The 18,967-nt window shown below is 64.7% G+C and carries 19 protein-coding genes; 10 read left to right on the plus strand and 9 right to left on the minus strand.

Annotation, left to right across the window (positions count from 1 at the left end):
* Positions 1-14 precede the first annotated feature (14 nt).
* Positions 15-1,160: an acyl-CoA dehydrogenase family protein gene (locus N2602_RS03455; protein ID WP_260381767.1), complete on the minus strand. Its 1,146-nt coding sequence runs from the start codon at positions 1,158-1,160 to the stop codon at positions 15-17.
* Positions 1,161-1,286: 126 nt separating this feature from the next.
* On the opposite strand from N2602_RS03455, the gene N2602_RS03460 reads away from it, so the two are divergent.
* Positions 1,287-1,964 (plus strand): alpha/beta family hydrolase, encoded by a 678-nt coding sequence (locus N2602_RS03460; protein WP_260381768.1) that lies wholly within the window; start codon positions 1,287-1,289, stop codon positions 1,962-1,964.
* 140 nt (positions 1,965-2,104) lie between these two features.
* Entirely contained in the window at positions 2,105-2,830 is a 726-nt protein-coding gene (locus N2602_RS03465) for a hypothetical protein (RefSeq protein ID WP_260381769.1), read from the plus strand.
* A 3-nt stretch (positions 2,831-2,833) separates the two neighbouring features.
* Here the strand turns inward: N2602_RS03465 and N2602_RS03470 are convergent, their stop codons facing one another.
* Positions 2,834-3,808 (minus strand): ketopantoate reductase family protein, encoded by a 975-nt coding sequence (locus N2602_RS03470; protein ID WP_260381770.1) that lies wholly within the window; start codon positions 3,806-3,808, stop codon positions 2,834-2,836.
* Positions 3,809-3,959: 151 nt separating this feature from the next.
* On the opposite strand from N2602_RS03470, the gene N2602_RS03475 reads away from it, so the two are divergent.
* Complete coding sequence (locus tag N2602_RS03475) at positions 3,960-4,763, plus strand: enoyl-CoA hydratase-related protein (protein ID WP_172786609.1); 804 nt, start codon at positions 3,960-3,962, stop codon at positions 4,761-4,763.
* 3 nt (positions 4,764-4,766) lie between these two features.
* On the opposite strand, the gene N2602_RS03480 is transcribed toward N2602_RS03475, so the two are convergent.
* The gene (locus N2602_RS03480; RefSeq protein ID WP_260381771.1) at positions 4,767-5,075 is read right to left on the minus strand and encodes a hypothetical protein; all 309 of its coding nucleotides are present in this window, start codon (positions 5,073-5,075) and stop codon (positions 4,767-4,769) included.
* A gap of 76 nt (positions 5,076-5,151) precedes the next feature.
* Between N2602_RS03480 and N2602_RS03485 the strand changes: the two genes are divergently transcribed.
* From N2602_RS03485 to N2602_RS03500, 4 genes are all read left to right on the plus strand, one after another.
* Positions 5,152-6,519, plus strand: coding sequence for an FAD-dependent oxidoreductase (locus N2602_RS03485; RefSeq protein WP_260381772.1), 1,368 nt, complete (start codon positions 5,152-5,154; stop codon positions 6,517-6,519).
* Positions 6,520-6,549: 30 nt separating this feature from the next.
* Positions 6,550-7,554: an ABC transporter substrate-binding protein gene (locus N2602_RS03490; protein ID WP_260381773.1), complete on the plus strand. Its 1,005-nt coding sequence runs from the start codon at positions 6,550-6,552 to the stop codon at positions 7,552-7,554.
* A 286-nt stretch (positions 7,555-7,840) separates the two neighbouring features.
* Positions 7,841-8,614, plus strand: a complete 774-nt coding sequence (locus tag N2602_RS03495) for an ABC transporter ATP-binding protein (RefSeq protein WP_260381774.1) — start codon at positions 7,841-7,843, stop codon at positions 8,612-8,614.
* Positions 8,607-9,431, plus strand: coding sequence for an ABC transporter permease (locus tag N2602_RS03500; RefSeq protein ID WP_260381775.1), 825 nt, complete (start codon positions 8,607-8,609; stop codon positions 9,429-9,431). The genes N2602_RS03495 and N2602_RS03500 overlap by 8 nt, the downstream gene beginning before the upstream one ends.
* Before the next feature lie 240 nt (positions 9,432-9,671).
* Here the strand turns inward: N2602_RS03500 and gtdA are convergent, their stop codons facing one another.
* Positions 9,672-10,712 carry a gentisate 1,2-dioxygenase gene (gene gtdA / locus N2602_RS03505; RefSeq protein ID WP_260381776.1) on the minus strand — a complete coding sequence of 347 codons (1,041 nt, stop codon included), beginning with the start codon at positions 10,710-10,712 and terminating at the stop codon, positions 9,672-9,674.
* A gap of 206 nt (positions 10,713-10,918) precedes the next feature.
* On the opposite strand from gtdA, the gene maiA reads away from it, so the two are divergent.
* Both maiA and N2602_RS03515 read left to right on the plus strand, forming a co-directional pair.
* The gene (maiA, locus tag N2602_RS03510) at positions 10,919-11,551 is read left to right on the plus strand and encodes a maleylacetoacetate isomerase (protein ID WP_260381777.1); all 633 of its coding nucleotides are present in this window, start codon (positions 10,919-10,921) and stop codon (positions 11,549-11,551) included.
* Complete coding sequence (locus N2602_RS03515; protein ID WP_260381778.1) at positions 11,541-12,053, plus strand: MarR family winged helix-turn-helix transcriptional regulator; 513 nt, start codon at positions 11,541-11,543, stop codon at positions 12,051-12,053. The genes maiA and N2602_RS03515 overlap by 11 nt, the downstream gene beginning before the upstream one ends.
* A gap of 152 nt (positions 12,054-12,205) precedes the next feature.
* Here the strand turns inward: N2602_RS03515 and N2602_RS03520 are convergent, their stop codons facing one another.
* The 5 genes from N2602_RS03520 to N2602_RS03540 all read right to left on the minus strand — a co-directional run bounded on the left by N2602_RS03520 (position 12,206) and on the right by N2602_RS03540 (position 17,452).
* Entirely contained in the window at positions 12,206-13,819 is a 1,614-nt protein-coding gene (locus N2602_RS03520; protein ID WP_260381779.1) for a benzoate-CoA ligase family protein, read from the minus strand.
* Positions 13,816-14,979 carry an FAD-dependent monooxygenase gene (locus tag N2602_RS03525; RefSeq protein WP_172786618.1) on the minus strand — a complete coding sequence of 388 codons (1,164 nt, stop codon included), beginning with the start codon at positions 14,977-14,979 and terminating at the stop codon, positions 13,816-13,818. Before N2602_RS03525 ends, N2602_RS03520 begins: the two co-directional genes overlap by 4 nt.
* Positions 14,980-15,169: 190 nt before the next feature.
* Entirely contained in the window at positions 15,170-15,385 is a 216-nt protein-coding gene (locus tag N2602_RS03530) for a hypothetical protein (protein ID WP_172786619.1), read from the minus strand.
* A gap of 113 nt (positions 15,386-15,498) precedes the next feature.
* On the minus strand, positions 15,499-16,296 hold the full coding sequence (locus N2602_RS03535; protein ID WP_260381780.1) for a cysteine rich repeat-containing protein: 798 nt from the start codon (positions 16,294-16,296) through the stop codon (positions 15,499-15,501).
* 148 nt (positions 16,297-16,444) lie between these two features.
* Positions 16,445-17,452 (minus strand): NADP-dependent oxidoreductase, encoded by a 1,008-nt coding sequence (locus N2602_RS03540; RefSeq protein ID WP_260381781.1) that lies wholly within the window; start codon positions 17,450-17,452, stop codon positions 16,445-16,447.
* A gap of 211 nt (positions 17,453-17,663) precedes the next feature.
* Here N2602_RS03540 and N2602_RS03545 point away from each other — a divergent pair, with 211 nt between their 5' ends.
* The gene (locus N2602_RS03545; RefSeq protein WP_172786622.1) at positions 17,664-18,962 is read left to right on the plus strand and encodes a dicarboxylate/amino acid:cation symporter; all 1,299 of its coding nucleotides are present in this window, start codon (positions 17,664-17,666) and stop codon (positions 18,960-18,962) included.
* The last annotated feature ends 5 nt before the right edge of the window (positions 18,963-18,967 follow it).

An 18,967-nucleotide genomic window follows, 5' to 3' on the forward strand; every position in this document is an offset into this window, starting at 1 on the left:
TACATCGACCTGACCTATAAGGATCTGGCGATCAGCAGCTTCATGATCTCGTTGGTGCCGCCATAGATCTTCTGGATGCGGGAATCGATGAAGATGCGCGAGATCGGGTATTCCTGCATGTAGCCGTAGCCGCCGAACAGCTGCAGGCATTCGTCGGCGGTCTCGACCTGCTTCTCCGAGCACCAATATTTCGCCATCGAGGCCGTCACGGTGTCGAGGTCTTTTGCGACCAGGCGCTCGATGCACCAATCGACGAAGACGCGCGCGATCATCGCCTCGGTCTTGCGCTCGGCCAGCGTGAAGGCGGTGTTCTGGAAATCCATCAGCGGCTTGCCGAACGCCTTCCGCTCCTTGGTGTAGTCGGTGGTGAGCTTGACCGCGCGCTCCATCGAGGCCACGGCGCCGACCGCGAGCGCAAGCCGCTCCTGCGGCAATTGCTGCATCAGCTGGACGAAACCCTGGCCCTCCTCCTTGCCGAGCAGGTTTTCCGGCGGCACCGTCACGTTGTCGAAGAACAGCTCCGAGGTGTCGGAGGCGTGCAGGCCGATCTTGTCGAGGTTGCGCCCGCGCTTGTAGCCGTCCGCGCCCGCAGTCTCGACCACGATCAGCGAGATGCCCTTGGCACCTTGCTCGCCGGTGCGCGCGACCACGATGACGAGGTCGGCGGCCTGGCCGTTGGTGATGAAGGTCTTCTGCCCGTTGATAACGTAGGAATTGCCCTGTTTCTTGGCCGTGGTCTTGACGGCTTGCAGATCCGAGCCGGTGCCGGGCTCGGTCATGGCGATGGCGCCGACCATCTCGCCGGACGCCATCTTCGGCAGCCAGCGTTTCTTCTGCTCCTCCGAGCCGTAATTGAGGATGTAATGCGCGACGATGGCGCTGTGCACGGAGACGCCGGTGGTCAGCTCCGGCACCGTGCTCTCGAGATCGTCGAGCACGGCGGCGTCATAGGCGAAGGTGGCGCCGAGGCCACCATATTCCTCCGGCACGCTCGCGAGCAGCGCGCCCATCTCGCCGAGCCCGCGCCAGGCGAAGCGGTCGACCATCTTCTGCTCGCGCCATTTCTCTGCATGCGGGGCCAGGTCCTTGGCAAGATATTTGCGGAACTGGTCGCGGAAGACGTCGAGCTCTTCGGTCATCCAGGAGGAGCGGTAGGGCATGATTACCTCGGTTGATGCGGCGTTCCGGCTTGGTAAGCCAGCGAACCGCGGCAATTATTGTGTTTTCAGGCTGCGCCGGTGACGCTACCAAGGCGCCGGTAACAGCGTCTATCGGGATGTCTGATTGTGGCGATCAAAACCCAGGAGCTCAAGCTCGACATCGAGCGCATCGGCACGGTCTCGGCGATCCTGACGCAGCCGACCCATGCACGCGCCTGCTACGTCCTGGCGCACGGCGCCGGCGCAGACATGCGGCATTCCTTCATGGAGAAGGTTGCAGCCGGCCTTGCCGAACGCGGCATCGCGACGTTCCGCTTCAATTTTCCCTACATGGAAGAGAAGAAGGGGCGTCCCGACCAGCCGGCGGTCGCGCATGCCGCCATCCGCGCAGCGGTCGCGGAGGCGACGCGGCTCTGCCCCGGGCTGAAGCTCGTTGCCGGCGGGAAATCCTTCGGCGGCCGCATGACCTCGCAGGCGCAGTCGAAGTCGCCGCTGCCCGATGTCAAAGGGCTCGCTTTTCTCGGCTTTCCCCTCCATGCCGCCAAGAAGCCGTCATCCGAGCGCGCCGAACACCTTGCCGCCATCGCGATCCCCATGCTGTTTCTGCAAGGCACGCGCGATGAGCTTGCCGATCTGAGCTACCTCAAGCCTGTCGTCGAGAAGCTCGGCCCGAAGGCGACGCTGCATGAGGTCGCAGGCGGCGACCATTCGTTCGCGGTGCTGAAGAAATCCGGCCGTACCAATGACGAGGCGCTCACCGAGGTGCTGGACACGCTCGCGGCCTGGATCGAAGAGAACGTCTAGGTTTTGGCGCAAACGGCTGCAGGGAAGCACTTCATCTCAATAGCCGGGTGTTTTCGTATTTCTAAAGTTGCATGGAACCTACGTTGACGGCAATATGCCACCTCTAATTGTATCGAGGCGGCCTTTTTGGGGATGCTGCTGTGGCAACTTTTTCAGGTGAATTTTCTATTCTTGAAGCTGCGCAAGATCTGTCGTTGTTTGGTCTAGATTTTCCGGATGCTAACGAGCTGTACGATGCAAGAGTGCGAATGATTGAGAAGTTCTGTCATCCCACTCTACCGGAGTCCCTCGTAAACAAGGCTAAAGAATCGCTTGAGCTAACTAAAGATGCTCACGCTGCCTGTGAGCAATTCCGACTTACAGCAAAGACTGTTTCTGAGCAGAAACTCGATGCCGAAACTCTCTTCTTGATCGCGTCGTCAATCCTTGAGAGGCGGGAGCAAGTTCAAGGGGAAACTGGCACAACGAATTTAAGAGCTAGCGAGCAAATGGCTCAGGCGCGAAGAGTCTTTTTGCGCGCGGTAATACTGAACTTGAGGGACGTAAACAGCAACAAGAATCTAAAGGAGATATTGGAGGAGTGCCTGGCCGGCGTTGACGGCCTCGATCGAATTACGCTGACCATGCAAGCCAATCTGCTAGCTGCTCAACAGAAGCAATTGCGTATGACCGCGGAAATGTTGGCGGCGGTAACCTACCGACCGCAGCCCAGTCGCATTGCTCCGAACGAACAATTCGTGATTTTCCCATCCCGTATTGTTGGGTGTGGGGCGAACTCGCGACCCTGTGCACCTTCATTTGCGTTACTGCAGTGCTCGGTATGGCCATCACTTCTTCTCCTCTGCTTCTCCTCTGCGCTCGCCTGAGCCTCACGCGGAATAAAGCCCCCTGTCGCGCGCCTTCTGGATGGCGAGCGCGGCGATCAGGTCGAGCGTCGGCGTCGACAGGCCGGCGGTGCGCGCGAAGGCCTGGGGCGCCTTCACCAGCACGTCGATCTCCATGGCGCGGCCGAGCTCGTAATCCTGCAGCAGCGATGGTTTGTGGTTGGGGGCAGGGCCGCTGCGGCTGGCGCGCTTGACCTCGGGAATGAAGTATTGGGCGATCTCGTTGGCCTCGTTCAGCATGCGCGGAATCACCTCCGTGAAGGCGGGGTCGTCGCGCACGCCGCGCGCGGTCTGGCCGGTGAGCAGGCACAGCACCGACAGCGACATGTTGGTCAGCAGCTTTGACCAGATCGCCTCGCGGATCTCGGCGACCGGCGGCGATTCCAGCCGCGCGTCGTTGAAGACACCGCGCAGCCTGGTGATGCGCTCGCAATTGCGGTCGTCGCACTCGCCGATCAGGAGACGGTTGCGGTCCGGCGTCAGGTTCTGCACCACGCCGGGCGCGATCACCTCGTTGGATGAGAAGACCACGCCGCCGACGATCCGTTCCTTCGGGATGCAGGCGCGCAGGCGCCCGCCGGGATCGAGGAATGAAATGTCCGGCGGCGCCGGGTGCCGCGGCGGCAGGCCGATGCCGTACCACCAGGGAATGCCGTTCTGCGCAAACACGATCGCAGTGTCGTCCTGGAGCAGCGGCTTGATGCTGGAAACCAGCCCCTGAAGCGCGGTCGCCTTCAAGGTCGAGATCACGACGTCCTGCGGGCCGAGCTGGGCCGGATCGCCTGACGCGTTCACCTTGGCACCGACCTCGGAATCGCCGACGCGCAGCTTGAGGCCATTGGCGCGGGCCGCCTCCAGATGCGCCCCCCGCATCACGCAACTGACCTCATGGCCGGCGCGCGCCAGCCGTACCGCAATGTGGCTGCCGACGGCGCCTGCGCCGAAAATGCAGATGCGCATATTGATATCCCGTATCCATCCCGTGGTGTCGTCCGCAGCCAGCATGACACAAGCCGCCATGCGATGGACGCGGCCGCCCTACGCCGGAAAGATATGGATCAGGGCACGCGCCCTCAGCCATAGTGCGCGGCAAACAACCGGAGGACCGCCGATGACTGCCAGCCCCGTCCTGTGGAGCCTCGATGAACGCGGGGTTGCGACCGTCACGTTGAACCGGCCGGAGGTCAACAATGCCTATGACGCCGCGCTGATCTCAGGCGTGCTCGCGGCCATGGACGACCTCGGCAGCAAGCCCAATCTGCGCGTCGTCGTGCTCCGGGGCAACGGCAAGCACTTCCAGGCCGGCGCCGACCTCAAATGGATCAACAGCGTGCGGCCGCAATCGAGCGAGGCGAACGAGGCGGCCTCGCGGGCGACGTTCGAAGCCGTGCAGCGGCTCAACACGTTGCCGATTCCCACCGTCGCGCTGGTGCAGGGCGGCTGCTTCGGGGGCGGTACCGGCGTCATCGCGGCCTGCGACGTCGTGATTGCCGCCGACAACGCCCTGTTCTCGATCACCGAGGTGCGCTGGGGCCTGACCGCAGCGATCATCATCCCGCAGCTCTGCGATGCCATCGGCGTCCGCCAGGTCCGTCGCTACGCGCTGACCGGCGAACGCTTCGGCGCCGAAGATGCCCGCCGCATCGGCCTCGTCCACGAGGTGGTGCCGCTCGCCGATCTCGAGGCCGCAGGCGTCAAGGTGGTCGAGCAGCTGCTCGCCAACGGACCCGAGGCGATGGCCGAGACCAAGCGACTCGCGCTGGAGAGCTCGTTCGGCGGCATGGCGGTGGACGATGCGGCGTATACGCGGCTCGTGCAATTGCACTCGCTCAAGCGCCAGAGCGCCGAGGCGGCGGAAGGGCTTGCGTCGTTCGCAGAGAAACGGGCGGCGAACTGGGGCGGTGGCAAAGGTTAGGCGTCAGCAGCCGCGGCAGATATTGTTGATGCTGCGGTAGACGGCGTCGTCGTCCTGGCGCAATTGGCGCAGCGTTTCGAGCGTCGTGCTCTCAGCCGCCGGCGCGGCCGGCTTGCGCTTCGCCGCAAGTTCTTCCTCCTGCCTCTTGTAGCAGGCTTCGCGATCGGCCTTGGCCGGGACGAAGCGGCAGTTTTGCTCCACGGCTGCGGCGGGAAGGGCCGTGAGCGCGAGGGCAATAGAAGCGGCGAAGCAGTACCTGACGATGATCGAATTCATGGCCGCACTTGTCTCAGGTTCACCGATGGCGAGCAACCGCGATCTTGCGGGCATGAGGACCGCCGGCTAAGTCGTGATCCAGTTCGAACCAGATTCCGGGAAGGAACGCGCCATGCCGGCCATGACGATCGATGAACCAGCGCGCAAAGTACCGCTCTACGGCGAATATGAAGTCGTCGTGCTCGGCGGCGGCCCGGCCGGCATCGTGGCGGCGGCCGCAGCGGCGCGCGCGGGACGGAAAACGCTGCTGATCGAGCGCTACGGCTTTCTCGGCGGCATGGGCACCGCGGCCGGCGTCACCAACTTCTGCGGCCTGCACGGCAACGTCCATGGCGAGCACCGGCGGCTGGTGCAGGGTCTGGCCTCGGAGCTGCTGGCGCGGATCGATCGCTTGAACGGTCTCAACGCGCCGCATCTGATCCTGGGCAAGGTGTTTGCCCAGGCCTACGACACCGCCGCCTACAAGATCGCGGCCGACGAGCTGCTGGCTAGCCACAAGGTGAATATCCTGTTCCATGCCCTCGGCGCCGGCGTCGTCATGGCTGGTGAGCGTCGCATCAACGCGATGCTGGTGGAGACCAGGGCCGGCCGCCAGGCGGTGCGCGCGGAGATCTTCATCGACTGTTCCGGCGACGGCGATCTCGCCGTGTGGGCCGGCGCGCCGTTCGAGGTCGGCGACGAGAATGGCCATCCCCTGTATCCTTCGATGATGCTGCGGCTCAACGGCATCGATCCCGCCAAGGCCGGCGAGGCCTGGCGCACCATTCCGCAATTGATGGAGAAGGCGATCGCCGCCGGCACGCACAGATTTCCGCGGAAAAGCGCGATCGTGCGGCCACAGAAATCCGGCATCGAATGGCGGGTGAATTTCACCCAGGTGGCGCGCGAGGATGGTCACGCCATCAACGGAATCGAGCCCGACGATCTCACCCGCGGCGAGATCGAGGGGCGCAAGCAGGCGCTCGCCGCGTACGAATTCCTGCGCAGCGCGGTGCCGGGGTTTGAGAAGTCCTACATCGTCGACCTGCCGCCACAGCTCGGCATCCGCGAGACCCGCCGCATCAAAGGCGGCTACCAGCTCAGCGGTGAGGACGTGCTCGGCTGTGCCTCGTTCGCCGATTGCATCGGCGTCAACGGCTGGCCGATCGAGGCCCATGTGCCCGGTGACGTCGTCTTCACCTTCCCGCCGATCCCGGAATCGCGCGGCTACAACGAGCTGCCTTACCGGATGCTGGTCCCTGAAGGCGTCGACAATCTCCTGGTCGCCGGCCGCTGTGCCTCGATGACCCATGAGGGACAGTCGGCGGCGCGGGTCTCCGGGGCCTGCTTCGCGATGGGTGAGGCCGCCGGTTCCGCCGCCGCGCTGGCGCTGTCCGGAAACCGAATTCCACGCGAAATCCCCATTGAAAAGTTGCAGGAAACGTTGAAACAACAGGGCGCCTTCATCGGAGGGGACCAGGCGGTGCCCGAAGGCCTGTGACGCACTGCAAGACAAAGCGGAGGAAACGGGATGATCGGGATTGCGCGGCTCGCGGTAGCGGGCCTGATGGCGATCATGGCAATGGGCACGGCGCGGGCCGAGGATGCGCTGAAAGCCAAGATCGGCGTGCTCCGCCTGTCTTCGTCGGCGCCGGTCTTCATCGCGCTGGACAAGGGCTATTTCCGTGAGGCCGGCCTGGATATCGAGCTGAAGTTCTTCGACGCAGCGCAGCCGATTGCGGTCGCCACCACCTCGGGCGACGTCGATTTCGGCGTCACCGCCTTCACCGCCGGGCTCTACAATCTCGCCGGCAAGGGAGTGCTGAAGGTGATCGGCGGCATGAGCCGCGAGAAGCCCGGCTACCCCTTGATCGGCTATTTCGCCAGCAACAACGCCTATGCGAGCGGCCTGAAGACACCGAAGGACCTCGCCGGCAAGCGCGTGGCGATGACGCAGGTCGGATCGAGCTTCCACTATTCGCTCGGCCTGCTCGCCGACAAATACGGCTTCAAGCTGGCGGACGTGAAGATCGTGCCGCTGCAATCGCTGTCGAATGCCGCCGCCGCGCTCAAGGGCGAGACCGTCGATGCCGCCTTGCTCCCGATCTCGACCGCGCGAAAGCTGATGGACGAGGGTGGCGCGAAATTTTTGGGGTGGGTCGGCGACGAGACGCCGTGGCAGCTGGGTGCGGTATTCGCTTCGCCAAAGACGCTGGCCAACAAGGCGCTGGTGACGAAATTCCTCGGCGTGCTCGCGAAAGCCGACCGCGAATATCACGACGTCATCCTCACCGCGATGAAGGACGGTGTCGCCCCGATCAACGAACAGACCAGGCCGCTGCTGGAGATCATCGCAAAGTACACCAACCTGCCGGTCGAACAGGTGGTCGGCAACTGCGCCTATATCGATCCCGAGGGCAAGCTCGACGTGAAGAACGTCGACAACCAGATCAAATGGCTGCAGGAGCAGGGCTTTGCCGACAAGGGCTTTGATGCGGATGCGATCATTGTGAAGGAATTCGTGAAGGCGGATTGATGCTGATGATGCAGTCTCTCGCCGCCGGCTATCTGCCACCCTCCCCTGGAGGGGGAGGGTCGATCGCGCCGGCGATGCGCAGCATCGTCCGGAGCGAGCGGGGTGGGGTGAGCCACGGCTGCGGTCTGTCCGTCGTTTGCTCCGCCCACGCGCGGAGAGTTCAAGAGCGGGCATCATCAGCGCTGTCGCGGATAGACCGTCACCCCACCCCGGTTTGCATTTCGCTTCGCTGCATGCAAACCGACCCTCCCCCTCCAGGGGAGGGTGAAGAGCCCGGGCTCATCGCATGGAGCTGATCGCCAACCACATCACCCATCGCTTCGGCGATCTCGCCGTGCTCGACGACGTCTCTTTCACCGTCGGTGCCGGCGAGGTGGTGGCGATCGTGGGGCCCTCCGGCTGCGGCAAGAGCACGCTGCTGTCGATCCTCGGCGGGCTGTTGCAGCCGACCTCCGGCGCGCCGGAGCTGCGCGGCGCGCCGCCGGCGGATAGTCTCAATCCGCTGACCTTCGTGTTCCAGGACTTTGCGCTGCTGCCCTGGGCCACGGTCGAGGAAAACGTCGAATTCCCGCTGCTGCACACCCAGCTCTCGGCCGCGCAGCGCCGCGCCCTGGTGGAGGATGCGCTGCGCCGCACCGGCCTCACCGATTTTCGTCAGACCTATCCCAAGCAGCTCTCCGGCGGCATGCGCCAGCGCGTCGGCATCTCGCGCGCGCTCGCGGTGAGGCCCGCGATCCTCTTGATGGACGAGCCGCTCTCGGCGCTGGATTCGCAGACCCGCGAGCTCTTGATGGAGGATTTCATCCGCCTGCTCGCCGATGGCGGCATGGGCGCGGTCTACGTCACCCACAATCTCGAAGAGGCGGCGCGGCTCGCCGACCGCATCGTGGTGCTGTCGCGGCGGCCCGGCCGCATCCGCGAGGTCGTCACCGTGCCGATGACGCGCGCGGCGCGCGGCGAAGCGGCGGCGCGCGAAAAACTGCTGGCGCTGCAGAATCAGATCTGGTCGCTGATCCGCAACGAGGCGATCGATGCCGAGCGCGAGGTCCAGCATGCTTGACCGCGCGGCAACGGACACGACGGCCAGGAACGAACCGACGCGGCGCGTCCGCTTTCGTGGTGCGGGCTTCGTGCCTGCGTCGAGCCGGTTTGGCGGCTGGATCGCGCTCGGCCTCGTCATCGCGATCTGGCAAGCCGCCGGCAGCGCCGGCCTCGTCAATGCGCTGTTTCTGCCGACCCCCGCTGCGATTGTCCGCGCGATCTATCAGCTCGCGGTCTCCGGCGCACTGTGGCAGCATGTTTCGGCCTCGCTGCTGCGGATCGGCGTCGGCTGGCTCGTGGGAACGGCGGCCGGCGTCGCCGTCGGCTTTGCCATCGGCCTGTCGCGCCTCGCGCGCAGCGTCGGCATCACCTTCATATCGGCGCTGTTTCCGATCCCGAAGATTGCGCTGCTGCCGCTGCTCATTCTCTGGCTCGGCATCGGAGAAGAGCCGAAGATCGCGACGATTGCACTCGGGGTGTTCTTCTCGACCGCGATCTCGGTCTATAGCGGCGTCGATGCCGTGCCACGCAACCTGATCCGCATGGCGCAGAGCTTCAACGTCCCCTTCGCCACCATCGTGCGCAAGGTGATCTGGCCGGGCGCGCTGCCGGCGATCCTCGCCGGCTTCCGCATCACCGCCTCCGTCGCGTTGCTGCTGGTCGTCAGCGCCGAGATGATCGGCGCCCAATACGGCATCGGCGCCTTCGTGCTGCAGGCCGGCAACCTGATGCAGACCGATCAGCTGCTCGCGGGCGTCGGGATCCTGTCGGTGTTCGGCCTCGCAGTGGGCAAGGTGATCGGCTGGCTGGAGACGCGGCTGTTGCACTGGCGGTAGCGGCATTCACCGCTGCAGTAGGGTGGGCAAAGTGAAGCGTGCCCACGATTCCTTCACGCGTCGCGAAGACGTGGGCACGGCGCGTTGCGCCTTTGCCCACCCTACGAGACTGTTGCACTGGAGGTAGCCAACCGTCATTGCGAGGAGCTTTTGCGACGAAGCAATCCAGACTGTCCCCGCGGAAAGATTCTGGATTGCTTCGCTACGCTCGCAATGACGATGTGGTTGGCAGTGCGACCGTCACGCGTTCCCACGATCTTCCCTGAACAGATCCAGCTTCTGCTGTACCGGCCGGTCCGAGAAGCTGAACAGCACGGCGTCCTCATCCGCCTCGTGCGTGACCCAGTGCCAGCTCGGCACCACGAACAGATCGCGCGGCCCCCATTCGAACACGGTATCGCCGATGCGGCTGCGGCCGCGGCCCTCGATCGGGCAGAACACCGTTGCGTCCGTCGAACGATAGCGCGCGGTGCCAAAACCCTTCGGCAGCAGCTGGATGAAGGTGCCGATGGTCGGCATGGCGAAATCGCCGGTCTCGGGGTTGCTGAATTTCAGCTTGAGGCCGTGGCAGGCGTCCCATTCCTGGCTCGTCCTGGCCTTCTCCAGCGCCTCGCGCGTGTAGGCATAGGGATAGCTGAAGATGGGTGAGGTCTTCGAGCTCCGCTTCACATCGACGGGCAAGAGGTTGTGGCCATAGCGGGCAAAGCTGTCGCCCGCGGGCTTCGTGATCTTCTGCTGATCTTCCTTCGAGCCTTCGGCAAAGGAGCAGTCGAAGAACTGCACCAGCGGGATGTCGAGGCCGTCGAGCCAGAACATCGGCTGATCGGTCTCGTTGGAATGATCGTGCCAGGTCATCGAAGGCGTGATGATGAAGTCGCCCGGCTCCATCGCGGTGCGCTCGCCGTCGACCGCGGTGTGGGCGCCCTTTCCTTCGAGCACGAAGCGCAGCGCCGATTGGCTGTGGCGATGCGCGGGCGCGACGTCGCCGGGCACCACCATCTGCACGCCGGCATAGAGCGAGGTCGTGATCTTGGATTGCCCGCGCAGTCCCGGGTTCTCCAGCACCAGCACGCGCCGCTCGGCCTCTTTGGCGGTGATGAGCTTGCCGGCCTCGGTCATGTAGTCGCGGATGACGTCGAACTTCCAGAGGTGCGGCCGGCAGGCGCTCTTCGGCTCTGGCGTGATCAGGTCACTCATCACCGTCCACAGCGCGGTGAGGTTTTCGCCGTCGATCTTCTTGTAGAACGCCTCGCGTTCCGGCGTCTTGGTCACGGCTTCCATGGTTGCGGCTCCCGATCGTTTTGTTGATTGACAGTATACTGAGGATCTAGGTAGCGTCAACTTGACGAACGACACACAAGATCGTGTCATTCCGGGGCGCGCCGCAAGGCGCGAGCCCGGTATCCATACTCCCGATCGTGGTTATGGATTCCGGGCTCGACGCTGGCGCGTCGCCCCGGAATGACAGAAAATGAGGGAGGCTCTCCATGAAGCTGCACGGCTATTTCCGCTCCAGCGCCGCTTACCGCGTGCGGATCGCGCTGAACCTCAAGGGGCTCGGCGCCGAGCATCTGCCGCATCATTTGCGCAAGGGCGAGCAATGCGCACCCTCTTATCTCGCCATCAATCCGCAGGGCCTGGTGCCGGCGCTGGAGGACGATGCAGGTGGCGTGCTGACGCAATCGGTGGCGATCATCGAATGGCTCGACGAGACCCATCCCAATCCGCCACTGCTGCCGAAGGATCCGCTGCGCCGCGCCAAGGTGCGCGCCTTCGCGCTGGCGATCGCCTGCGACACCCATCCGGTGCAGAACCTGAAAGTGCTGGCGCGGCTGCGCGAGCTCGGCCTGCCCGAGGAGAAGGTCCAGGACTGGGCCGCCTGGGTCAATCGCGAGGGCCTGTCGGCCTGCGAGACGCTGATCAAGGCCGAGCCGGGTCCGTTCTGCTTCGGCGATGCGCCGTCGCTGGCCGATCTCTGCCTCGTGCCGCAGCTCGGCAATGCGCGCCGCTTCGGCGTCGACGTCTCCGCCTATCCGCGCCTGCTCCAGGCCGAGGCTGCCGCCAAGGCGCTGGCGGCGTTTGCCGATGCCGCACCGGAGAAGCAGCCCGATGCCGAGTAAGCCGCCCCCTCCGATCACGATCGACGCGGTCTATGCCGCGCCGGGCTATCTGTTCCGGCGCATGCAGCAGATCGCGGTCTCGATCTTCATGGAGGAGTGCAAGGCGTTCGACCTCACTCCGGTGCAATATGCCGCGCTGGTCGCGATCCACACCCATCCCGGCATCGATGCGACGCGGCTGTCGGCGGTGATCGCCTTCGACCGCTCGACGCTCGGCAGCGTGATCGAACGTCTCCAGGCCAAGGCCTATATCGAGCGTAAGCCGGCACCCGAGGACAAGCGGATCAAGCTGCTCTATCTGACCAAGTCGGGCGCTGCGATCCTGCGCGAGATCATTCCCGCCGTCGAGCGTGCGCAGGAGCGGATGCTGGAGCCGCTCAAGCCCGCGGACCGCAAGGCCTTGATGGGCCTGCTGGCGCAGCTGGTCGATCTCAACAACGAGGCGTCACGGGTGCCGCTGCGCGCGGAGGACGCGCTGGAGCATCTTGGGAAGGCGGGGTGAGGGGGCGCCCCGGCCCAGCCCAGCGCGCGATCTCGTAGGGTGGGCAAAGGCGCGCTTGCGCCGTGCCCACGATTTCTCTCCTATTTTGCAATGGTGGGCACGCTCCGCTTTGCCCACCCTACGATTGCGGTGAGTGTGGCAACGCCGTCGCCTCACATCCGCAGCAACGCCTGCCGATCGATCTTGCCCGTACCCGTCTTCGGCAGCTCGTCGATGAAGATCACCTCGCGCGGATATTTGTAGGGCAGCAGCTTGCCCTTCACATAGTCCTGCAGCCTGCGCGTCGCCTCACTCCGGTTCACCGCGCGGTTGTTCATCACCACCACCGCCTTCAGCGTCATGCGACGGTCCGGCAGCTCGGCGGCGAACACGGCGCATTCGCGGATGTCGGGGTGATCGGCGAGGCACAGCTCGACCTCGAGCGGATAGACCCACTGTCCCGAGATCTTGATGAGATCGTCGGCGCGGCCGCGGAAGAAGTGGAAGCCGTCGACATCCCGCACGAAGCGGTCGCCGGTGTAGATCCAGCCGCCCTCGCGAATGGTCTCCGCGGACTTGTCAGGCCGGTTCCAGTACAGCGGCGTGTTGGAATCGCCGCGGACCCAGAGAATCCCTTCCTCGTTGTCGCCGACGTCGCGGCCGTCCTTGTCGCGCAGCGCGACCTCGTAGCCGGGGACGCGCAGGCCCGCGGCGCCGAGCTTCTTCTGCTCGGGCTGGTTGGAGAGATAGATGTGCAGCACCTCGGTCGAACCGAGGCCTTCGACGATTTCGAGCCCCGTGAGCGTCTTCCAGCCGTTGAAGACCTCGGCCGAGAGCACCTCGGCGGCGGAGAGCGCCATGCGCAGCGACGAGAAATCCGTCTTGTCCGCCCCTTCGGCCTTGGTCAGCGCGGTGTACAGCGTCGGCAGGCCGAAGAAGACCGTGGGCTTGTATTGCTCGATCGCCGCGAAGATCGACGCCGGCTTCGGCTGCCCCGGCAGCAGCAGCGTTGCGGCGCCGGCCGAGAACGGGAAGGTGACGGAATTGCCGAAGCCGTAGGCGAAGAAGATCTTCGGCACCGAGAAGCAGATGTCATCAGGCGTCAGCTTCAGCACGTTCCGCGCAAAGGCGGCTTCGCTATAGGCCATGTCGTGCTGCAGGTGCACGATGCCCTTGGGCCGTCCGGTCGAACCGGAGGAGTACATCCAGAACGCCATTTCGTCGCGCTGCGTTGCCGCTTCCGCCAGCTCAGCAGGGAATTGCGCGAGCAAGCTCGCCGCCGCGAGCGCCCGCCGCGCCGCGTGCTCGCCGGCCGCGCCATTGGCGACGATCAGCGTATGCAGCTTCGTCTCCTTGCAAGCCTCCGCATCGAAGCGCGCCGCGAACTCGGCATCCACCACCGCGACAGTCGCGCCGGAATCGGCGAGATAGAATTGCAGGAGGTCCGGCGGCGTCAGCGTGTTGATCAGCAGCGGCACGAAGCCGGCGCGCACCGCGCCGAAGAAGGCGGCGGGGTAGGCCGGCGTGTCGTCGAGAAACAACAGCACGCGGTCGCCGCGCGCAAGGCCAAGCGAGGCGAGACCGTTGCCCCAGCGGCAGGCCTCCGCGCAGAGCTCGGCGTAAGTGCGCGTGCCTGCAGGGCCCAGGAGCGCGAGCTTTTCGCCGCGGCCCTTGCCGAGATTGTCGAACAGCACACGGCTGGCATTGTAAATTTCAGGAACGGCAAAGCCGATCTCGCGCGCCCCCTCGCTGTCCGCCGGCACCTGGTCACGGATGTCATGGCTCATGCCGCATCTCCGCCGTTGTCTCCGCCGCGGTCTCCGCCGTTCTTGGCCGCCTCGTAGCGGGTCATGAAGGCCGGCGACATTGCGCGCAGCCGGGAATCGTCGATGCGGCCGGAGCGGGTGATATAGCTGTAGGCGAAGTCCATCAGGGGAAGCTTCATGTGCTCGGCGAAATGTTCGTACCAGAAAGCACTGGTGCGCGCGGCGTTGACGAGCTTCTGCACGATGGGCTTGCGCGCGGCCTGATAGCGATGCAGCGCGGTCGCAAGATGCGCATCCGATTCCAGCGCCTTGACGAGGGCGATGGCGTCCTCGATCGCGAGCCGCGTGCCCGAGCCGATCGAGAAATGCGCGGAATGCAGGGCATCGCCGAGCAGCACCATGTTCTTGAACGACCAGTGCTCGTTCCAGACCCAGGGAAAATTGCGCCAGACCGATTTGTTGGAGACGAGGCAATGGCCGCCGAGCGTGTCGGCGAACACCTCCTCGCAGACGCCCTTGGACTGCTCGACGTCCTTGTAGGCGAAACCATAGGCCTGCCAGGTGGCGTGATCGCATTCGACCAGGAAGGTGCTCATGGTCGGCGAATAGCGGTAGTGATGGGCGTTGAAGGCGCCGCGCTCGGTCTTCACGAAGGTCTGCGACAGCGTGTCGAAGCGTTTCGAGGTGCCGTACCAGACGAACTTGTTGGATGAGTAGGACAGCGAGGTGCCAAAATCGCCCTCATAGGCGCGCCGCACCAGCGAGTTCAGCCCGTCGGCGGCGACGATCAGATCGTGGCCGTTGAGCTGGTCGATCGCCTGGATCTGCGTGTCGAAGCGCGGGGTGACGCCGACATCGAACGCGCGCTGCTGCAGGAACTTGAGCAGCTCCAGCCGGCCGATCGAGGAGAAGCCGACGCCGTCGATGGCGACGCTGTCGCCATGCAGGTTCAGCGTGATGTTCTCCCAGCTCTCCATGTGCGGGGCGATCGCATCGACCGTCTCGGGGTCGTCGGTGCGCAGGAACTCCAGCGCCTGTTCGGAGAACACGACGCCAAAGCCCCAGGTCGCGTCGGCCGGGTTCTGTTCGAACAGGTCGACCTGATCCTCGGGGTGACGCTTCTTCCAGAGATAGGCGAAGTAGAGCCCACCGGGCCCCCCGCCAATCACGGCGATCCGCAACGCCTGCCTCCCTAATTGACAGTATACTTACTATCTAGGGGTAGACTAATGTGCTCCGGCGTCCAGCGCCAGCGGAATTATCGCCAGCGCGTGGCACGCCAAAGCCCGTTATCCGGACGCGCGTTTTGCGGATCCGAAACCGTCAGGCGCGAATCATAGCCAACCCGGGGCGGATTGGCCACCGGGGGGGTCAGACGCAGCGCTTCACATAGACCCCGTTCACCAGAACCCTGGTACAGCGGACCACCGGCACGGGCTTGCGGACGACCACGGCCGCATTCGGGCCGGCGCAGCCGGCGCGAACCACGCCGCGGGCGCACACCACCGCATTGGCGTCAGTGGCCTCGAAGGTCATGGTGGCGGCGAACGCGAAGAGCGCAGAAGCAACGAGCAGCAATGAACGCATGTTGTCCTCCCGGGGCTTGTCGTGATCGAAGCTGCGTCTGAAGAAAGTATCTGTGTCAGCGTGCGCGCATCCGGTCGCGTACGCCGCAATTCATCTTTCGTGCTGCGTCCGCCTTATCTGGCGGCGAATGGCGCGAGCACCTCCTTGCAGGCCGGCGAGAGCGATGCCGCCCGGGTGGAAATGCACTGGATGATCCGGCCGCCGCCGGGCGCCACGCCGGCGCAGAGGGTGCGGATGTCGGCGCCGCAGGCCGACCGCGCGATGAACAGCTCTTCGCGCGGCAGCAAGGGCCGCAGCACGATGACGGCAGGTGCCGCGGCAGGCGCTGCCGCTGCGGCCGGTGCAGCACCGGACGCAGGCGGGGTCGCTCCGCCACCGAAAGCCGCATTGATGGCCTTGGCGCAGCCCGCCGACACCTTCGCCTTGTTCTTCTCCAGGCATTCGACCGCGGGCGCGCCGCCCGGCGGCACGCTGGCGCAGACCTTGGGGTAATCGCCGCGGCAGGCGCCCTTGATCGCGGACACCTGCGCGGGGCTCGGCTGCTTTGCTGCCGCTGCCGGCTTGGCTGCGGGCTCGGCGGCGGGCGCCGCTTCCGTCTTTGCGGGCTCAGACTTGGCCGGTTCAGATTTGGCGGGCGCCGCTTCGGTCTTCGGCGCGGCGGCCTGCTCGACCGCGCGAACGGCAGCCTGGCACCCCGACGACAGGCTCGACATGTTCTTGGCGAGGCATTGAACCGCCTCCACTCCGCCGGGCGTCACGCTCGAGCAATGCGCCATGTAGTCGGAGCGGCATGCGGACCGGATGGCGTTCTTCTCGGCCTCGGTCTGCGCGAACGCTCCTGTTGCACTTGCGAAGAGTACCGTCGCCAGCAACGCGGTGCGCGTCGATGCATGTTTCAACGTGTTGAACATTTGCATGAATTCCTGCCCGGTCGGGAATGCCGACTATTTTTGAAAAGATATGCAAGCGCAATCGTCGCGAGGGTCAGCTCGCGAGCGGCATCTTTGGCCGCTTTGGCCTCTACCGCAAGTGGATAATGTCGCCGCAATCGCGACGCGACTAGGTCGTCAGTCTCACCATGCGCTTGCCGCGGTTCTCGCCTGCAAGCAATCCGATCAGCGCTTTCGGCGTGTTCTGAAGTCCGTCGAGAATGTCCTCCTGCACCTTGAGCTTGCCGGATTTCACCCAGGCCTGGAGATCGGCCAGCGCGCGCTCGCTGTCCTTCATGTAGTCCATCACGATGAAGCCCTGCATGGTCAGCCGCTTCACCACGATCAGGCCGGGCACGCCGCGCGGCCCATGTGCAGACGGCGCGCCGTCATATTGCGAGATCGCGCCACAGCAGGCGATGCGGCCGTAATTGTTCATCTGGGGCAGGCAGGCTTCGAGAATGTCGCCGCCGACATTGTCGAAATAGACGTCGATGCCTTTCGGCGCCGCTGCGCGCAGCGCCTTGAACAATGCGCCGTCCTTGTAATCCACGGCGGCATCGAAGCCGAGCTCGGAGGTCAGCCAATGGCACTTGTCGGCGCCGCCGGCGATGCCGACGACGCGGCATCCCTTGATCCTGGCGATCTGTCCGACGATCGAGCCGACCGAGCCCGCGGCCGCGGAGACCACGACGGTTTCCCCTTCTTTGGGCTTGCCGATCTCCAGAAGTCCGAAATAGGCGGTGAGGCCGGCGACGCCGAACACGCTGAGCAAATGCGTCATCGGCTCGAGCTTCGGCATTTTGGTCAGCTGCTTCGCCGGCACGGCGGCGAATTCCTGCCAGCCGGTGTCGCCGAACACGATATCGCCGGGCGCAAGTCCCGCCGCCTTCGAGCTGACCACCTCGGCGATGGCGCCGCCGGCCATGACGCTGTTGGCCTCGACGGCGGAACGATAGGTTGCGCCATGCATCCAGGCGCGGTTGGCCGCATCGAGCGAGATGTAGCGCACACGCAGCAAGGCCTCGCCGTCCTTCGGTCCCGGCATCGCGCCCTCGATCATCTTGAAATGCTCGGGGCCGAGCTTGCCGCTGGGCTTTTCCACCAGCAGAATCTGGCGATTGATGTTGCCGCTCATGGCGTTTCCCTCTTCATTTGTTTGACGATTATTGGTGCAGCCGCCGCAAGGAAAACGTGCAAGCCGCATGTGTTGTGCGCTGCACGAAGGCTAGATCGCGCGCTGGCGTTGCGCAACGGGAACATCGCGCCATGGCGCGTGCACGCAAAGCGTGTTGCGTCGCTGTCATATCTGCGACACTATGAAGCGCCGGTGTACGTGGGGGTAAGCGATGTCCAACAGGTTCACGCAATACATTCTGGCCGCGATGGTGCTGGGCATCGTCATGGGCTCGGCGATCTACAACTTCCTGCCGGACACGCGCGCCGACTGGGCCTCCTCCATCAACCTGATCGCCATGATGTTCCTGCGCCTGATCAAGATGATCATCGCGCCCCTGGTGTTCGCGACCCTGGTCGGCGGCATCGCCCATATGGGCTCGGGCTCCAAGCTCGGCCGCATCTTCGCCAAGACCATGGGCTGGTTCGTCAGCGCATCCTTCGTCTCGCTGTTGCTCGGCCTGATCATGGTCAATCTGCTGCAGCCCGGCGCCAACTTCCCCGGCACGCTGCCGCAGGCGGGTCAATCGACCGGCCTGCCGGTCTCGGCCTTCTCCATCGAGAAATTCCTCACCCATCTGATCCCGACCTCGATCGCCGATGCGATGGCGCAGAACGAGATTCTGCAGATCGTGATCTTCGCCGTGTTCTTTTCGGTGGCGATGGGCTCCATGCCCGAACGCTCAAAGCCGATCCTCGCCATGATCGACGACGTCGGCCACATCATGCTGAAGGTGACCGCCTACGTCATGCTGTTCGCGCCGCTCGCGGTGTGGGCGGCGATCACCGCAACGGTGGCCAAGAACGGTCTCGCCGTGTTGTGGAAGCTCATTGTGTTCATGGGCGGCTTCTATCTCTCGCTGGCGATCCTGTGGACCATCCTGGTCATCGTCGGCTTCATCGTGATCGGTCCGCGCTACAGCCATCTCTTGAAGCTGGTCCGCGAGCCGTTGATGATCGCGTTCTCGACCGCGAGCTCGGAGGCGGCCTATCCGAAGACGCTCGAGGCGCTCAACCGCTTCGGCGCCTCGTCGCGGATCTCGAGCTTCGTGCTGCCGCTCGGATATTCCTTCAATCTCGACGGCACGATGATGTACTGCACTTTCGCGGCCGTCTTCATCGCGCAGAGCTATCATATCGACATGCCGCTCGGCACCCAGCTCGCGATGCTGGCGACACTGATGATCACCTCGAAGGGCGTCGCCGGCGTGCCGCGCGCCTCTCTCGTCGTGATCGCCTCGACCTTGGCGCAGTTCAACATTCCCGAGGCGGGCCTCCTGATGATCATGGGCATCGACACCTTCCTCGACATGGGCCGCAGCGCCACCAACGTGATCGGCAACACGCTTGCGACCTCGGTCGTGGCCAAATGGGAGGGCGAGCTCGGCCCCGAGCACGAGCTTGGCCCCGGCGACGTCGTGCCCGACGACGTGGTCCCGGGCGAGGTGCCCGCGATGGCCGGCCATGGATAGGAGCG

Origin of the sequence: Bradyrhizobium sp. NC92 (genome assembly GCF_025200865.1) — a bacterium.
Lineage (GTDB): Bacteria > Pseudomonadota > Alphaproteobacteria > Rhizobiales > Xanthobacteraceae > Bradyrhizobium.